General features: G+C 64.3%; 17 protein-coding genes. 9 read left to right on the forward strand and 8 right to left on the reverse strand.

Going from position 1 to position 16,431, the window contains the following annotated elements; translation table 11 throughout:
* Window positions 1–47: 47 nt before the first annotated feature.
* Together ABIB78_RS28170 and ABIB78_RS28175 are read right to left on the reverse strand one after the other, a co-directional pair.
* A complete protein-coding gene (locus ABIB78_RS28170; RefSeq protein ID WP_429030285.1) occupies window positions 48–1,274 on the reverse strand; it encodes a cytochrome P450 in 1,227 nt (408 codons plus the stop codon).
* Window positions 1,275–1,348: 74 nt separating this feature from the next.
* Window positions 1,349–1,555 carry a ferredoxin gene (locus ABIB78_RS28175; protein WP_429030288.1) on the reverse strand — a complete coding sequence of 69 codons (207 nt, stop codon included), beginning with the start codon at window positions 1,553–1,555 and terminating at the stop codon, window positions 1,349–1,351.
* A 191-nt stretch (window positions 1,556–1,746) separates the two neighbouring features.
* Between ABIB78_RS28175 and ABIB78_RS28180 the strand changes: the two genes are divergently transcribed.
* Window positions 1,747–2,379: a TetR/AcrR family transcriptional regulator gene (locus tag ABIB78_RS28180; RefSeq protein WP_429030289.1), complete on the forward strand. Its 633-nt coding sequence runs from the start codon at window positions 1,747–1,749 to the stop codon at window positions 2,377–2,379.
* A gap of 6 nt (window positions 2,380–2,385) precedes the next feature.
* On the opposite strand, the gene ABIB78_RS28185 is transcribed toward ABIB78_RS28180, so the two are convergent.
* The gene (locus tag ABIB78_RS28185) at window positions 2,386–3,807 is read right to left on the reverse strand and encodes an amidase (RefSeq protein ID WP_429030291.1); all 1,422 of its coding nucleotides are present in this window, start codon (window positions 3,805–3,807) and stop codon (window positions 2,386–2,388) included.
* Between the two features lie 88 nt (window positions 3,808–3,895).
* Here ABIB78_RS28185 and ABIB78_RS28190 point away from each other — a divergent pair, with 88 nt between their 5' ends.
* Window positions 3,896–4,747 (forward strand): alpha/beta hydrolase, encoded by an 852-nt coding sequence (locus tag ABIB78_RS28190; RefSeq protein ID WP_429030293.1) that lies wholly within the window; start codon window positions 3,896–3,898, stop codon window positions 4,745–4,747.
* A gap of 68 nt (window positions 4,748–4,815) precedes the next feature.
* Here the strand turns inward: ABIB78_RS28190 and ABIB78_RS28195 are convergent, their stop codons facing one another.
* The gene (locus ABIB78_RS28195) at window positions 4,816–5,592 is read right to left on the reverse strand and encodes an SDR family oxidoreductase (RefSeq protein WP_429030295.1); all 777 of its coding nucleotides are present in this window, start codon (window positions 5,590–5,592) and stop codon (window positions 4,816–4,818) included.
* A 168-nt stretch (window positions 5,593–5,760) separates the two neighbouring features.
* On the opposite strand from ABIB78_RS28195, the gene ABIB78_RS28200 reads away from it, so the two are divergent.
* A complete protein-coding gene (locus ABIB78_RS28200; protein WP_429030296.1) occupies window positions 5,761–6,840 on the forward strand; it encodes a tartrate dehydrogenase in 1,080 nt (359 codons plus the stop codon).
* Window positions 6,841–7,028: 188 nt separating this feature from the next.
* Here the strand turns inward: ABIB78_RS28200 and ABIB78_RS28205 are convergent, their stop codons facing one another.
* Genes ABIB78_RS28205 through ABIB78_RS28215 form a run of 3 tightly spaced genes read right to left on the reverse strand, consistent with a single transcriptional unit; the run spans window position 7,029 to window position 10,193 of the window.
* Window positions 7,029–7,940: an NAD(P)-dependent oxidoreductase gene (locus ABIB78_RS28205; protein WP_429030297.1), complete on the reverse strand. Its 912-nt coding sequence runs from the start codon at window positions 7,938–7,940 to the stop codon at window positions 7,029–7,031.
* 30 nt (window positions 7,941–7,970) lie between these two features.
* A complete protein-coding gene (locus ABIB78_RS28210; protein ID WP_429030298.1) occupies window positions 7,971–9,221 on the reverse strand; it encodes a Zn-dependent hydrolase in 1,251 nt (416 codons plus the stop codon).
* Between the two features lie 54 nt (window positions 9,222–9,275).
* A complete protein-coding gene (locus ABIB78_RS28215; protein ID WP_429030300.1) occupies window positions 9,276–10,193 on the reverse strand; it encodes a LysR family transcriptional regulator in 918 nt (305 codons plus the stop codon).
* Window positions 10,194–10,313: 120 nt separating this feature from the next.
* On the opposite strand from ABIB78_RS28215, the gene ABIB78_RS28220 reads away from it, so the two are divergent.
* The 6 genes from ABIB78_RS28220 (at window position 10,314) to ABIB78_RS28245 (ending at window position 15,940) form a co-directional block, all read left to right on the forward strand.
* Window positions 10,314–11,132 carry a putative hydro-lyase gene (locus ABIB78_RS28220; RefSeq protein WP_429030301.1) on the forward strand — a complete coding sequence of 273 codons (819 nt, stop codon included), beginning with the start codon at window positions 10,314–10,316 and terminating at the stop codon, window positions 11,130–11,132.
* 86 nt (window positions 11,133–11,218) lie between these two features.
* Entirely contained in the window at window positions 11,219–12,466 is a 1,248-nt protein-coding gene (locus ABIB78_RS28225) for an ABC transporter substrate-binding protein (protein ID WP_429030303.1), read from the forward strand.
* Window positions 12,467–12,644: 178 nt separating this feature from the next.
* A complete protein-coding gene (locus ABIB78_RS28230; protein ID WP_429030305.1) occupies window positions 12,645–13,523 on the forward strand; it encodes a branched-chain amino acid ABC transporter permease in 879 nt (292 codons plus the stop codon).
* Complete coding sequence (locus ABIB78_RS28235; protein WP_429030307.1) at window positions 13,523–14,509, forward strand: branched-chain amino acid ABC transporter permease; 987 nt, start codon at window positions 13,523–13,525, stop codon at window positions 14,507–14,509. The genes ABIB78_RS28230 and ABIB78_RS28235 overlap by 1 nt, the downstream gene beginning before the upstream one ends.
* Window positions 14,506–15,252 carry an ABC transporter ATP-binding protein gene (locus ABIB78_RS28240; RefSeq protein ID WP_429030309.1) on the forward strand — a complete coding sequence of 249 codons (747 nt, stop codon included), beginning with the start codon at window positions 14,506–14,508 and terminating at the stop codon, window positions 15,250–15,252. Before ABIB78_RS28235 ends, ABIB78_RS28240 begins: the two co-directional genes overlap by 4 nt.
* Window positions 15,236–15,940 (forward strand): ABC transporter ATP-binding protein, encoded by a 705-nt coding sequence (locus ABIB78_RS28245; RefSeq protein WP_429030310.1) that lies wholly within the window; start codon window positions 15,236–15,238, stop codon window positions 15,938–15,940. The genes ABIB78_RS28240 and ABIB78_RS28245 overlap by 17 nt, the downstream gene beginning before the upstream one ends.
* Window positions 15,941–16,152: 212 nt before the next feature.
* On the opposite strand, the gene ABIB78_RS28250 is transcribed toward ABIB78_RS28245, so the two are convergent.
* Window positions 16,153–16,428, reverse strand: a complete 276-nt coding sequence (locus tag ABIB78_RS28250) for a hypothetical protein (RefSeq protein WP_429030312.1) — start codon at window positions 16,426–16,428, stop codon at window positions 16,153–16,155.
* Window positions 16,429–16,431: the final 3 nt, after the last annotated feature.

Consider the following 16,431-nt stretch of genomic DNA (forward strand, 5'->3'; position numbering starts at 1 on the left):
GGCAAGCTACCTCATTGGGTGGTGCGATGTAACTGCTGTCCGGTTCCTCAGGCGTTCTTGCCAAACAGAACAGGCAGTTGACGCGGGCCACGCACCGTGCCTTCCGACCAGGTGACCTTGCCGGCCGGGTCGAGGCGGAAATCCGGGATTCGCTTCAGCCATTCCTCGATCGCCACCTGCATCTCCATCCGCGCCAGGTTGGAACCGACGCAGCGGTGGATTCCGAGGCCGAAGGCGGCGTGGCGGTTCTCCTTGCGGTCGATCACGACCTTGTCGGCATCGTGGAACATGGCGGGGTCGCGGTTGGCCGCAGGGAAGGACAGCAGCACCATGTTGCCTGCTTTCACCGGGCAGCCGGAGATCGTGGTCTCCTTCATCACCTCGCGTGCCATCGTCACCGGCGAATAGGCGCGCAGGAATTCCTCGATCGCGGTCGGGATCAGTGCCGGCTCCGCAATCAGGCGCTCGCGATCGGCCGGCGTTTTGGCGAGGTGCCAGAGCGAGGAGCCGATCGCGCTCCAGGTGGTGTCGATGCCTGCGATCAGGAGCAGCCGCAGCGAGCCGAGCACGTGCTCGTCGGTGAGCGGTTGGCCGCCCGGGCCCTTGGCCCGCAGCAACTGCGAGATCAGATCGTCGCCCGGCTCCTGCTTGCGCTGTTCGAGATGAGCCACGAAGTAGCCGGTCATCTCGCGCACGCCGTTCATCAACTCGTCTTCGTTCTTGATGCCGAGCTCGAGGATCTGGTGGATCCATTTGATGAAGAGGTCGCCGTCCTGCTCCGGGATTCCGAGCATGTGGGCGATGGCGCGCACCGGGATGTGTTTGGTGTAGCGCGCCGCGGCGTCGCAATGGCCATCGGCAATGAATTCGTCGATCAGCTCGTTGCAGATCGCGCGCACCCGCGGCTCCAGCCGCTTCATCGCGTCCGGCGTGAACGGCGGCAGCAGCACCTGCTTGGCGGGCTTGTGCTCCGGCGGATCGGAGGTAATCGGCGGTGCGCGGGCCGAGATCTCGGGGCGGACGTCGCGCACGATGACCCGGCGCGAGGAGAAATGCTCGGTGTCGTAGGCGATCTCCTTCACCGCCTGATAGGTGGTCGGCATGTAGCAGCCGAGGAAGCGCTCGGTATGCACGACCGGCGAGGCCGTGCGCAGCGTCTCCCAGATCGGGAACGGATCGTCGGTCCAGACCGGATCGGTATGGTCGAAATCATGGATCCAGTCGGTGACCGGCGGATGTTCGGGCAGATAGCTTGCGGACGGGGAATCGGACATCAGCTCGTTTCCTTCTCGTTCGATCAAATGCTGGTCGGCTCAATGGGAGGCGCGCGGCCATCCCTTGGCCGGCGCTATTCCTCGGTGACTTCGATCGCGATTTCCGGGCAGTTGGTCTGCGCCAGCCAGGCCTTGTCCTCGAGCCCGGCCGGAACAATCCCGTCGCCGGCTTCATGGGCATTGCCGTATTCGTCGAGCTCGAACAGTTCGGGGGCGAGTGATTTGCAGCGGGCGTGACCCTGGCATTTGTCCTGGTCGACGCGGATTCTGAGCTTGGACATGCAAGTACTCTCCCTCGGCTCTGGCGCATAGCGGGTTGCGCCGGGTTCCTTATTCCGGTTTATGCAAGTCTTGTTTGTGCAAGTCTTGGCTTGCTTGGGCGGCCAGCCTCTTAACCGGATCACCAAGTTATACTATATTACATTATCGTTGCGCTTGCGCGTCAAGCAAAAATTCAGCGATCATTGCCGCAATGGGACAAATCGTTCGTAAGCCGTTGAAAACCTACCACCATGGCGACCTCCGCGAAGCCCTGATCCAGGCCGCGCTACGCGAGGTCGAGCTGGGTGGTCCCGAAGCGATTAGCATCAAGGCGCTGGCCAAGCAGCTCGGCGTCTCGCAGCCGGCGCCGTACCGGCATTTCGCCGACCGCGAGGCGCTGCTGGAGGCGGTGACCGCGGAGGCGTTCCGGCAGTTCAACGTGATTATGCGCGAGGCGATCGAGCAGCCGGGCAAGGGCTCGAAACTGTCGCGCTTTGCCCAGGCTGCGCTGGCCTTCGGGCTCGAGCGCCACGGCATCTACCGCTTGATGTTCGCGTCCAGAACCATGGCCTGCGCGCCCGTTGGCAGCGAGTTGCACACGGCGGCGATGGAAACGCTGGCGCTGTTGATCGAATCGTTCGAGGCGCCGGCCGTCGGGCTATTGCGCGAGCGGCAGGCGCTGAAGATCTGGGCCGGGCTGCACGGCATCGTGATGCTTGCCGAGCAGGGCCTCCTCACCGGCGAGGCCGCGCAGATCAGCCGCGAGGAGCTGCTGGACGAGATCGTCGAGCAGACCAAGGCAGCACTCACGATCGCGTTGCAGGCGACGGAAGGTAAGGGTTAAGCCGCCTTACTTCGGCGGCCGCGGATCGATCGGGGTGGTGGCGCGGACGCCCAGAATGTCCTCCAACACTTTCGCGCTGGCCAACAGCTGCGCCTCGGCTCGGGGCTTCGCCACCATCTGCAGGCCGATCGGCAGGCCCGACGCGGTGAAGCCGCAGGGCAGCGACAGCGCCGGGCAGCAGGCCAGCGTGATCGCATAGACGATGCCGAGCCATTCGACGTAATTGTCGAACTTCTTGCCGTCGCATTCGGCAACATAGCGGTTCTCGACCGGGAATGGCGGCACGATCGTCGCTGGCGCCAACAGCAGGTCATATGTCTCGAAGAACTCGAGCGCACGCGCGGTCATCGCGACACGCTGGGCCTCGGCGCGCTCGAGCTTTTCGACCGTGAGCTTCAGCCCTTCCTCGATGTTCCAGATCACCTCGGGCTTCAGCAGGTCGCGCTTGGTGCGCAGCAATTCGGCCTTGCTGATTGCGAAATCGAACGCGCGCAGCACGTGGAAGCATTCATGGGCTTCGCTGAAGTCAGGATGTGCCTCCTCGACAATTGCGCCGGCTTCCGCAAAACGCTCCGCGGCCTTACGGGTCACGGCCCTGACCTCGGGATCGACGGGCGTGATGCCGAGATCGGGTGAGTAGGCGATGCGCTTCGGTTTCTGGTTCGAACGTGCCGCGGAGAGGAACGACGTCGGCAGTGCGGGCAGCGACAGCGGATCGGCCGCATGTTCGCCGCTCATCGCGTCCAGCAGCAGCGCGAGGTCCTCGACATTGCGCGCCATCGGTCCCTGCACGCCAAGTGTGCGGTCGACGCCGAACTTCGGCGTGTGTGCGACGCGGCCGATCGACGGCCGCAAGCCGACGATGCCGCAGAAGCTCGCCGGGTTGCGCAGGCTGCCGCCCATATCGGAGCCATGCGCGAGCCAAGCAGTTCCGCTGGCCAGTGCCGCCGCGGCGCCGCCGGAAGAGCCGGCGGCCGAGCGCGATGTGTCCCAGGGATTGCGGGTCGGGCCGAACACCTCGTTGAAGGTGTTGGCGCCGGCGCCGAATTCCGGCGTGTTCGACTTAGCGTAGATCACCCCGCCGTTCCGTTCGAGGTGCTCCACCAGGATGTCCGACTTCGCCGGGATGTTGTCCTTGAAGATCGGGGAGCCCTGCGTGGTCAGCACGCCGGCGACGGCGGTGAGGTCCTTGATCGGAACGGGAAGGCCCGCGAGCAGGCCGCGTTCGCTGACCGGCTTCTGCATCAGGGACCTGGCGTGGGTGCGGGCGCGGTCGAAGCAGAGCGTCGGCAGCGCATTGACCTTGCCGTCGACCTCGGCGATGCGCTTTTCCAGCACGTCGAGCAGATCGAGCGGCGTGACATCACCGGCTTTCAGTTTCTCGACGACGGCACACGCCGTTTCCTTCACCAAGCCCTGATCAGCCATGCGCCGTTGCTCCTATGTGTTCTGTTTGCTTGTGCTGTAGAACATTTCCTGCCGTCGTGGCAATGCGACGAGAACCGAAGGGGCAGGGATGCCAGCGTTGTTTTCCGCGCTTGACTGGCGCGCGATGAGCCAGCAGGAACGTGACCTCGGCCTGAACAACGGCGTTGCCGTCAAGGGCAGCGCCGACATCGCCGCCGGCTGGCAGCAGCGCTCGGCGGCAATGCGGCAGATGCATCCCGAGCATCTCGACCTCGGATACGGCCCGCGTGAGCGCAACCGGATCGATTTCCTGAAGGCGCGCGACGGCGCGCCGACGCTGTTGTTCATTCACGGCGGCTATTGGCAGACCCGTGCCAAGGAAGTGTTCACGATCTTTGCCGAAGGGCCGCTGGCGCATGGCATCAATGTGGCCCTGATCGGCTACACGCTGGCGCCGGATGCGACGCTCGATGACATCGTCGCCGAGATCCATGCCGGCATCGATGATCTGGCCGGGCGGTTGCCCGCGCTTGGCGCTGCTGCCGATGGCATTGTCGTGTCGGGGTGGTCGGCCGGCGGACATCTGACATCTATGGCGCTGTCGAACTCCCATGTCCGAGCCGGCATGGCGATCTCGGGCATCTATGATCTCGAGACGATCAGGCATTCCTACCTCAACGAGAAGCTCAAGCTCGATGAAGCCGCTTCACGGCGCAATTCGCCCCTCATGCAGGAGGGCGGCACCGCAAAGCCGTTGTCATTGGTGGTTGGCAGCGCCGAACTGCCGCTGCTGCGCAAGCAGACCGCCGATTTCGCCGGCCATCGCGCCCGCCACGGCTTGCCGGTGACCTATGAGGAGATCGCCGGTGCCGATCATTTCTCCATCATGAACCAGATGCTGGCGCCGAGCGGCCGCATCACGACGCTGATCCGGCAGTTGTTCGAGCGGACGGCGAGTTAACGTCGTCCTGAGGCGCGAGCTCTTGCGAGCCTCGAAGGAGACGCAGAACAAGTGGCACGCTGCAGAAGCTAACCCCACCCCGACGTCAGCCCGCCGTCGACCGTATAGATCACGCCCGACGTATAGCCGGCGCGGTCGGAAGCCAGGAACGCCATCAGGTCACCGATCTCGCGCGCATGAGCGGGACGGCCGAGCGGCAGCCCCTTCTGGAATTCCTTGTAGCGGTTCTCGTCGCCGAACTCGTTCTTGGCGCGGGTCTTGAGCAGCGTGACATGGCGGTCGGTGCCGACGGGGCCGGGGTTGATGCCGACGACGCGGATATTGTCAGCGAGGCTTTTGCCGCCAAGCGCACGGGTGAACGCCATCAGCGCCGCATTGCCGGCGCTGCCGCAGATGTAATTGGCGTCGAACTTCTCGCCGGCCGCGCCGATGTCGTTGACGATCACCCCGCCGCCGCGCGCCTTCATCTGGGCATAGATCGCGCGCGTCAAATTGACATAGCCGAACACTTTCAGCTCCCAGGCATGCCGCCAGGTCGCCTCGTCGATCTTGTCGATCGAGCCGCCCGGGATGTCGCCCGCATTGTTGACGAGGATGTCGATGTCGGCGGCCTCTTTTGCCAGTCGCGCCAGATCTTCGGATTTGCGCAGGTCGACGATGCTCATCGTCGCATCGATTTGGTGCGCCGAACGGAGCCGCTCGGACATCGCCTTCAACTGCTCTCCGTTGCGGGCGGCGAGCAGCAGGTTGGCGCCTTCCTCGGCAAAGGCTTCGGCGGCGGCTGCGCCAATGCCCTTGGAGGCGCCGGTGATGAGGACACGCTTGCCGCGCAGATGCAGATCCATGGGATGTCTCGCTTGGTTTGAGGAACGGATGTCGGCGAATTTGGTGGGGCAGGGTCGCACGGCGGTCAACACTGCACTGCAGCGTTGCGCTCGCGCGAAGTTTGGTCCATTGCAGGGCCATCAGGATAGACGGCATTGCCGGCCGGGCAAATCACAAGGGTGTTCTCGATGAGCAGCGCAAAGAAGCAGTATCGGATTGCGGTCATTCCCGGCGACGGTATCGGCAAGGAAGTGATGCCGGAGGGCATGCGCGTCATCGAGGCGGCGGCGAAGAAGCACGGCGTCGCGGTGACGTTCGACCATTTCGACTTCGCCTCCTACGATTATTACGAGAAGCACGGCGAGATGATGCCGGCCGACTGGAAGGAGAAGATCGGCAAGCATGACGCGATCTATTTCGGCGCGGTTGGCTGGCCGGCCAAGATCCCGGATCACGTCTCTCTGTGGGGTTCGCTGATCAAGTTCCGCCGCGAGTTCGACCAGTACGTCAATCTGCGCCCGGTGCGGCTGATGCCCGGCGTGCCTTCGCCGCTGGCGGGCCGCAAGCCCGGCGACATCGATTTCTGGGTGGTGCGCGAGAACACCGAGGGCGAATACTCCTCCGTTGGCGGCCGCATGTTCCCGAATACCGACCGCGAATTCGTCACGCAGCAGACGGTGATGACGCGCATTGGCGTCGACCGCATCCTGAAATTCGCATTCGATCTGGCGCAGTCGCGGCCAAAGAAGCATCTGACGTCGGCCACCAAGTCGAACGGCATCTCCATCACCATGCCCTATTGGGACGAGCGCGTGGAGGCGATGGCCACGAAGTATCCCGGCGTGAAGTGGGACAAGTACCACATCGACATCCTCACCGCGAATTTCGTGCTGCATCCGGACTGGTTCGACGTCGTGGTCGGCTCCAATTTGTTCGGGGATATCCTTTCCGACCTCGGCCCGGCCTGCACCGGCACGATCGGCATCGCGCCGTCGGGCAACATCAATCCGGAAGGCGATTTCCCCTCGGTGTTCGAGCCGGTGCACGGTTCGGCCCCCGACATTGCAGGCCAAGGCATCGCCAACCCGATCGGCATGATCTGGTCGGGCGCGATGATGCTGGAGCATCTTGGCGAGAAGCAGGCCGCCGACGCCATCGTCGGTGCGATCGAGCGCACGCTCGGCGAACGCACACTGCGCACGCGCGATCTCGGCGGCAACGCCGACACCGCGGCGTGCGGCAAGGCCGTCGCGGAGATGGTGGATTAAGCTGCGCTGTTACCCTCCCCTTGTGGGAAAGGGTGGCTCGTCGTCCAACCCCGTGCTGTCGTCCCTGCGAAAGCAGGGACCCATAACCACAGGGTCTTGTTGTTGGGGCTCGCTGTGGCCTCAGCCTTCGTGACAATCGGGCGGCGCTTTGCGTCGACCCGTTCGCTTGGCCGGGACGACGGCGAAAATTACCCTTTCACAATCCTACGGCAATGCTCCCATGCCGCGTGGATCAAATTCTCGCTGGCCTCGGGCGTGCGGAATGCGGAGTGCGCCGACAGCGTCACGTTCGGAATCTTGGTTAGCGGATGATCCTTCGGCAGCGGCTCGACGTTGAAGACGTCGAGGCCAGCGTGGCGGATGTGGCCCGATTTCAGCGCATCGATCATGGCCTGCTCGTCGACGATCGCGGCGCGTGCGGTATTGACCAGGATCACGCCCTTCTTCATCTTCGCGATCTTGTCGCGTGTGATCAGACCGCGGGTCTCGTCGTTCAGCAACAGATGGATCGAGACCACGTCGCTGTTGGCCAGCACCGTGTCGAGATCGACGAACTCGATGCCCGGATGTGTCTTGGGCGACCGGTTCCAGGCAATGACCTTCATGCCGCCGCCGAGTGCGATGCGGGCGACCTCGGCGGCGATGCCGCCGAAGCCGACGAGGCCGAGCGTCTTGCCGGTGAGCTGCATGCCGTCCTCGCGCAGCCAGTTGCCGGCGCGCATCTCGCGGTCCATCTGTGCGATCACGCGCGCCGATGACCACATCAACGCGATCGCGGACTCCGCGACCGCGGTGTCGCCATAGCCCTTGATCAGGTGAACCGAGATACCGAGCTCGGCGAGCTCTTCCGGATTCATGTAGCTGCGCGCGCCGGTGCCGAGAAACACGACATGCTTGAGGCCGGCGCACTTCTTGGCAATGTCGGTCGGCAACGCGGTGTGATCGACCACCGCGATCTCGGCGCCGTCGAGCACCGCCGGATAGTCCTCGGGCTTGATGTCCGGGTTGCGGTTGATCCGCATTTTGGGATCGCCGGGCTTTTCCAGGCGCTCCATGATGACCGCAAGCGATTCATTGGCGTCGACGAAAACTCCGCGCACGAGAACCTCCGTTTGAGGGAATGAGTAAGGTCAGGACGCGACGCCGGCGAGCGCCAGCACCGTATGCATCAGGACATTGGCGCCGGCGGCGCAATCGGTCTGCTTGGCGTCTTCCAACTCGTTATGGCTGATGCCGTCCTTGCAGGGTACGAACACCATCGCCGCCGGCATCACGGTGTTGAGGTTGCAGGCGTCGTGGCCGGCGCCGGAGGTGATGCGGCGATGCGAATAGCCGAGCTGCTTTGCCGCGTTCTCGACGGCGTCGACCAGCTTCGGATCGAAGTGCGTCGGCGCCTTGCGCCAGACCAGGTCGAGCTGGACCTCGACCTTGCGCCGCGCGGCGATCTCGGCAACCGCCGCACGCAGGTCGCGGTCCAGCGCCTCCATAATCGCGGCATCGGCGCTGCGGCAATCCACCGTGAAGGCGATCTCGCCGGGGATGACGTTGCGCGAGGGACTCGCGATCACGGCCTCGCCGATAGTGCCGACTGCCTTCGGGCCGTGTTTCTTGGCGATGCTTTCCATCGCCAGCACGATCTCCGACAGCGTCGCCAGCGCATCGCGGCGCAGCGGCATCGGGGTCGAGCCGGCATGGCTCTCGAATCCGGTGATCTTGCCGTCGTACCACAAAACGCCCTGGCCGGAATCGACCACGCCGATGGTCTTGTTCTCGGCCTCCAGGATCGGGCCCTGCTCGATATGCAGCTCGACGAAGCTGGTGAGTTTCTGGCGGCCGACCGGGGCATCGCCGCGATAACCGATGCTGTCGAGCGCTTGCGCTACCGTGACGCCCTCGGCGTCCTTGCGCGACAAGATGTCGTCGGTGGTGAAATCGCCGACATAGGCGGCCGAGGCCATCATCGCCGGCGCGAAGCGCGAGCCCTCCTCATTGGTCCAGTTGCAGATGCAGATCGGCAGCTCGGTCTCGATGCCGGCATCGTTCAGCGTGCGCACCATCTCGAGCGCGGCGAGCGTGCCGAGGATGCCGTCATATTTGCCGCCCGTCGGCTGGGTGTCGAGATGCGAGCCGACGCCGATCGGCGGCTTCGACATATCCCTACCTTTCCTCAGCCCGAACATCGAGCCGAGCGCGTCGACATGCACCTCGAGACCGGCGTTCTCGCATGCCTTGCGGAACCAGTCGCGCACCTGCTTGTCCTCGGCGCTCAGCGTCAGCCGTCGCACGCCGCCCTTTGGCGTTGCACCGAACTGCGCGGTTTCGTGGATGCTGCCCCAGAGGCGGGCGGAATCGATCTGCAGGTTGGTCGCGGCTCGGCTCATGTCGTCAGTCCATTTCAGCTGTCATTTAATGACGGTCATCTATCCGGCACTCGTTCAATGGCGCGGCGCTTCGACCGCGTCAACCGCTACGCTCGCTTGCGCGATCTGCCTCGCGAGATGGGCGACGCGCTCGATGGCGACCGCATCGGGCGAAGCGAGCCAGCTTGCGGTGAAGGTGAGGGGCGGCAGCTTGAGGTCGGTGTCGAGCAGTTGCAACCGCCCGTCGGCAAGCTCGTTCTCGACGATCGCCGCCGGGATGACCGCGACGCCAAGCCCTTCATTGGCCATGTGGATCACGGTCGCGAGCGACGTCGAGGCGTGCAGCCGGATCGGCGGCAGATCGGGGGCGTTGAACAATGCGCGCACGGTCTCGTAGGGCTGGGTCTTGCGTGGAAAGGTGATGATCGGAAACCGCGCCAGGTCCTGCCGGGCCACCGGGCCGTCGCCGAGGCCGAGCGCCGGGCTCGCCAGGAAACCGATCGGGTAATCGCACAGCACATGGTTGTGCGCGCCGGATGCCGAGACCGGTCCGAGCACGAAGGCGAGCTCGATCTCCTGCGCCAGCAGCCGCGCGGTCAAATTGGGCGTGATGTCGACCTCGATCTCGAGCGACAGGTTCGGGTAGATCTCGTTCACGCTCTTGACCAGCCGCGGCAGCCAGGTGTGCACGATGGTCTCCGCGACACCGAGCCGCAGTGCGCCGCGCATCGCCGAACGGTCGCCGACCTCGGCCATCATCTCCGAGCGCAGGCCGATCAGTTTCTCGGCATAGATCATCATCAGCCGTCCGCTCGGCGTCGGCGAGGCCACCCGGTGGTCCCGGTTCAACAGCTTGACGCCCATCTCCCGCTCGAGCTGGGCAATGCGCTGGGAGATCGCCGGCTGGGTGGTGTTGAGCCGCTGGGCGGCGCCACGGAAGCTGCCGAGCTTGACGACCCAAAGGAACGTTTCGATCGAGCGGAAGTCCGTCATTGGAGGCATTTTCCCGATCGATAAATCTATTTTATCGATTTTGATTAGAAAGGACGATTAGACATTATATCACGCCTGGTGTTGGTTTGTCCTTGTCGAGATTATGGGCAGGAGGCTCCCATGACTGTTTTTGCGGCAGTGCAGCGATCTCAGGGTGAAGCGGTGCTTCCGAGCGTTGAGGCGCGGCGCGCGTGCCGTGACGGCATGGCCTCGGCCACCACCGCTGGTCTCGCCAACGGCTTCGTCCAGGGCAATCTCGCGATCCTGCCGGAGAAACTCGCCGGCGCCTTCCACCGGTTCTGCCAGCTCAATCCGAAGCCGTGCCCGATCATCGGCATGTCCGACGTCGGTGATCCCCGCATCCCTGCGCTTGGCCTCGATCTCGACATCCGCACCGACGTGCCTCGCTACCGCGTCTGGCGCGACGGCGAGGTGGCCGACGAGCCGACCGACATCACCAAATACTGGCGCGACGATCTCGTCACCTTCGTGCTTGGCTGCTCGTACTCATTTGAAGAGGCGCTGCTGGAGGACGGGCTGCCGATCCGTCACATCGAACGCAATCTGCGTGTGCCAATGTACCGCACCAGCATCGCCTGCCAGCCGTCGGGGCCGTTCGAGGGACCCATGGTGGTGTCGATGCGCCCGTTCAAGCCGGCGGATGCGATCCGCGCGGTGCAGATCACTTCGCGTTTCCCGTCGGTGCACGGCGCGCCGGTCCATCTCGGCCACCCGCATGCGATCGGCATCAGGGATATTGCCAAACCCGATTACGGTGATCCGGTGCCGGTGGCCGATGACGAGATCCCGGTGTTCTGGGCCTGTGGCGTGACGCCGCAATCGGTGATCGCAAGTGCGAAGCTGCCGTTTGCGATCACGCATTCGCCGGGCCTGATGCTGGTGACCGATCTCAGGAACAGGCAGCTCGCTGTGCTCTGAATAGGCAATTCGTGCAATTCATTGAGGCTTTACTGCGCGCTACAAGCGTCACATCGATAATAACAGGCTGACCAAGGGGAATTTCGATGACGATCTCTCGCCGTAACGTGTTGCTGGGTGCCACTGCCGCCGCCGCGCTCGGTCCGATGGCCGCGCGCGCGCAAACCAGCGAAGTGGCAATCGGCGTGATCTATCCGCTGTCCGGTGCCAGCGCCCAGATCGGCGTCGACGCGCAGCGCGCATTCGAGACCGCGGCCGACATCATCAACAAGAACTATGATTTCGCGCTGCCGCTCGCCAAGGGCGAGGGCCTGTCCGGCCTCGGCGGCGCCAAGGTCCGCCTCGTGTTCGCCGACCACCAGGCCGATCCGCAGAAGGGCCGCGCCGAAGCCGAGCGCCTGATCACGCAGGACAAGGTCTGCGCCGTGATCGGCACCTATCAGAGCGCGGTCGCGGTCACCGTCAGCCAGATCTGCGAGCGCTACGGCGTCCCCTTCATCTCGGCCGACAATTCCTCGCCGAGCCTGCATCGCCGCGGCCTGAAGTACTATTTCCGCGCCTCGCCGCATGACGAGATGTTCTCGACCGCGATGTTCGACTTCTTCGATGCAATGAAGAAGAAGGGCCAGAAGATCGAGACGCTCGCGCTGTTCCACGAAGACACCATCTTCGGCACCGACTCCGCGAATGCACAGCTCAAGCTCGCCGGCGAGCGCGGCTACAAGGTGGTGGCCGACATCAAGTATCGCGCCAACTCGCCGTCGCTGACCGCCGAGGTGCAGCAGATCAAGGCCGCCAACGCCGACGTGCTGATGCCGTCGAGCTACACCACCGACGCGATCCTCCTGGTCAAGACCATGGCCGAGCTCGGCTACAAGCCGAAGAACATCATGGCCCAGGACGCCGGCTTCTCGGAGAAGGCGACCTATGATGCGGTCGGCGACAAGCTCGAAGGCGTGATCTCACGCGGCAGCTTCTCGCTCGACCTGGCGCAGAAGCGGCCGATGGTCGGCCTCATCAACGAAATGTACCGCGCCAAGTCCGGCAAGGACTTCAACGACTATTCGTCGCGTCAGTTCATGGGCCTGATCGTGATGGCGGATGCCATCAACCGCGCCAAGTCGACCGACGGCGACAAGATCCGCGAGGCGCTGGTCGCCACCGACATGCCGGGCGATCAGACCATCATGCCGTGGCGGCGGGTCAAGTTCGACGAGATGGGGCAGAACAACTTCGCCGATCCAGTGCTGCTGCAATACGCCGCGAAGAACTTTGTGACGATCTTCCCGGAACAGGCCGCCGTTTCCGAGGCGATCTGGCCGATGAACAGCTGATCGATCGGATACTTTCCCTACGTCGTCCCGGGCAAGCGAAGCGCGACCCGGGACCCATTACCCCAGGCAGGCGTTTTGCGATGATTGGTTGTGATCTATCCTCCCGATGCATTTGTGGTTATGGGTCCTGGCCTTCGCCAGGACGACGCCGGGGCCACACATTGACCGGGGCCAAGCGGTGACAGCCGATACCATCATCCAGAGTCTGGCAAGCGGCCTTTTGATGGGGCTGCTCTACGGACTGATCGCCGCAGGCCTCGCATTGATCTTCGGATTGATGGACGTCGTGAATTTCGCGCACGGCGAGTTCCTGATGATCGCGATGTACGCGACTTTCTTCCTGTTCGCGTTCTTCGCGATCGATCCCTTGCTCGCGGCGCCGCTGGTCGCCGCGGCGCTGTTCGTGTTCGGCGCGGTGGTCTACCTATTGGTGGTCCGCTTCGCGATGCGCGCCAAGGCCAATGCCGGCATGGTGCAGATCTTCTCCACCTTCGGCCTTGCGATCGTGATGCGGGGCCTCGCACAGTTCTTCTTCACGCCCGACTACCGCAGCGTCGCCAACTCCTGGCTCGGTGGCAAGACGGTCTCGATCGCCGGCATCTACCTGCCGGAGCCGCAGCTGATCGGCGCGATGCTCTCGATCGCGGCCTTCGTCGCGCTCTACTTCTTCATCAATCGCACCGATTTCGGCCGCGCGCTGGAGGCGACGCGCGAGGACGCCGGCGCGGTGGCGCTGGTCGGCATCGACAAGAACCGGGTGTTCGCGCTCGGCTGGGGCCTCGGTGCGGCGCTGGTCGGCCTCGCCGGCGCCATCATGGCGATCTTCTTCTACGTCTATCCCGACGTCGGCGCGTCGTTTGCCCTGATCGCCTACGTCACCGTGGCGCTCGGCGGCTTCGGCAGTGTGTTCGGCGCCTTTGCCGGAGGCATCATCGTCGGCTTGGTGGAGGCGACCACCGCGCTGATCCTGCCGCCGTCGCTGAAATCGGTCGGCATCTACGCCGTCTATCTGCTGGTCGTCTTCATCCGCCCGCGCGGCCTGTTCGGATCGATGTGATGGACACCCACTTCGCCCAACGCCGCAGGCGTGACCTGATCGTGGCGCTTTTCCTTGCGGTGATCGCCGCGCTGGTGCCGTTGTTCGTCAAGGATGTCTATGTCCAGAACATCATGGTGCTGACCCTGATGTATGCGGCGCTGTCGCAGAGCTGGAACATCCTGTCCGGTTATTGCGGACAGATCTCGCTCGGCCATGCGCTCTATTTCGGGCTCGGGGCCTACACCACGGCGCTGCTGTTCACCAAGTTCGGCGTGCTGCCGTGGTTCGGCATGCTGGCGGGTGGCGCGATCTCCGCCGTGATCGCGATGGCGCTCGGCTATCCCTGCTTCCGCCTGCGCGGGCATTACTTCGTGATCGCGACCATCGTGATCGCCGAGATCGCGCTGCTCTTGATCCAGAACTGGGACTGGGCGGGCGCTGCGCTCGGCATCGATATCCCGGTGCGCGGCGACAGCTGGCTGAAATTCCAGTTCACCCGCTCGAAGCTGCCTTACTTCTATTTCGCGCTGGCGCTGGCCTGCATCGCCTGGTTCGTCACCTGGTGGCTGGAAGATTCCAAATGGGGCTATTGGTGGCGCGCGGTGAAGGACAATCCCGACGCCGCCGAAAGCCTCGGCGTGGTCGTGTTCAATTCCAAGATGGGTGCGGCGGCGGTCTCGGCCTTCCTCGTTGCCGTCGGCGGCAGCTTCTACGCCCAGTTCGTGTCCTATATCGACCCCGAAAGCGTGATGGGGTTCCAGTTCTCGCTGTTGATGGCGCTGCCCGCGGTGCTCGGCGGCATCGGCACGCTATGGGGGCCGGTACTCGGCGCTGTCATCCTGATCCCGCTCACGGAGCTGACGCGCTCTTTCATCGGCGGCTCCGGGCGCGGCGTCGACCTCATTGTCTACGGCACGCTGATCGTCGTGATCTCGCTGGCGCTGCCGCGCGGTCTGGTCAGTGTGTTCAGCATGTTCTCTTGGCGCAAGGAGGCCGCACGATGACGGCGCTGCTGGAGACCCCGCTCTTGGAAACTCGCGGCGTCTGGCAGCGCTTCGGTGGCCTCGTCGCCAACAGCGACGTCTCGATCTCGGTCGGGCGCGGCGAGATCGTCGGCCTGATCGGCCCGAACGGCGCCGGCAAGTCGACGCTGTTCAATCTGATTGCGGGCGTGCTGCCCCCGACGCAAGGCTCGATCATGTTCGACGGCGAGGACGTCACGCGGTTGCCGGCGGCCGAGCGCTGCCTGCGCGGCGTCGGGCGCACCTTCCAGGTGGTCAAGAGCTTCGAGACCATGACCGTGATCGACAACGTCATCGTCGGCGCGCTGATCCGCAACACCAAGATGCGGATCGCGCGGCAGAAGGCCTATGAAGTGCTGGAGTTCTGCGGACTTGCGGCGCGTGCCGACAAGCTTGCCGCCGACCTCGTCCCGTCGGAGAAGCGCCGGCTCGAAGTCGCCCGCGCGCTGGCCACCGAGCCGAAGCTCTTGTTGCTCGACGAAGTCCTGACCGGCCTGACGCCGGTCGAGGCGCAGACCGGCGTCGAGCTGGTGCGCAAGGTCCGCGCCACCGGCGTTACCGTGCTGATGGTCGAGCATGTGATGGAAATCGTGATGCCGCTGGTCGATCGCGCCATCGTTCTCAATCTGGGCAAGGTGCTGGTCGAGGGCAAGCCTGCCGAGGTCGTCCGCAATCCAGAGGTCATTTCTGCCTATCTCGGGGATCGTCATGCTGTCGGTGCGTGAAGTCACCACCGCCTATCAAGGCCTGGTCGCGATCTCCTCGGTGTCGATCGACGTCACCAAGGGCGAGATCGTCTGCGTCGCCGGCGCCAACGGCGCGGGCAAGTCGACGCTGCTGAAATCGATCGCCGGCGCCGAGCGCCCGCGCGCAGGGACTGTCACTTTCGACGGCAAGCGCATTGACGGCCAGCCGCAGCACGTCATCACGTCAGGCGGCATCGCCTACGTGCCGGAGAACCGCCGGCTGTTTCCGCGGCTCTCGGTGCGCGACAATCTGCGCCTCGGCAGTTATCTCTACCGTAGTCAATCCGACCGCGATGCGCCGCTCGATCTGGTCTTCAATCTGTTCCCGCGGCTCGGCGAGCGGCTCGATCAGCGCGCCGAGACCTTGTCCGGCGGCGAGCAGCAGATGCTTGCCATCGGCCGCGCGCTGATGACGCGGCCGCGGCTTCTGATGCTCGACGAGCCGTCGCAGGGTATCATGCCAAAGCTGGTCGACGAGATCTTCCAGGCCGTGAAGCGCATCCGCGACGCCGGCATGACGGTCCTGATCGTCGAGCAGCGCATGGCCGAATGCCTGGAGATCGCCGACCGCGCCTACATCCTGCAGACCGGCCGCGTGCTGATGCAGGGCACCGCCGCCGAGATCAGCGGCAATCCCGACGTGCGCAAGGCGTATCTGGGGCTCTGATGGTGTCGTCACCCGCGAGGCCGGATGACCCAGTATTCCAGAGACCTCAGCTTGATACGAGAAGCCGCGGCGTACTGGATACCCCGCATTCGCGGGGCATGACGGTTAGTGTGTGGCACGCGGCATCCAGCTTATCGGACGTGCGAAGCCACATCCGGGAGCATCCCGCATATCGCTGCGCTCATGCAGGCTTCGAATCCAGCCCACGCAGCCTACTTGCCCTCTTCGACCTTTTCGACCTTCGCCGCGAGGTCCGGTACGCGGCTGACGCGGTAGGTCGCGTTGCTGCATGTGAGCGTCCAGGCCTCGTTGTCGGGCTTCGAGAGCTTATCGTCCCGTTCAGCCTTGAGCGGTTTGTCGCAGGCATAGCCTTGCGCGCGCAGCTGGGTTGCCAGCATGCCTTGCAGGGTCTCCTCGGTCCGCGCAGCCGATCCCGCCAGGCCGACGACGAACGGAACCGCGAACGCCATCCCTGTGAACCTCATCATGAC

Origin of the sequence: Bradyrhizobium sp. I1.14.4 (genome assembly GCF_050435825.1) — a bacterium.
In the GTDB taxonomy this organism is placed as follows: domain Bacteria; phylum Pseudomonadota; class Alphaproteobacteria; order Rhizobiales; family Xanthobacteraceae; genus Bradyrhizobium.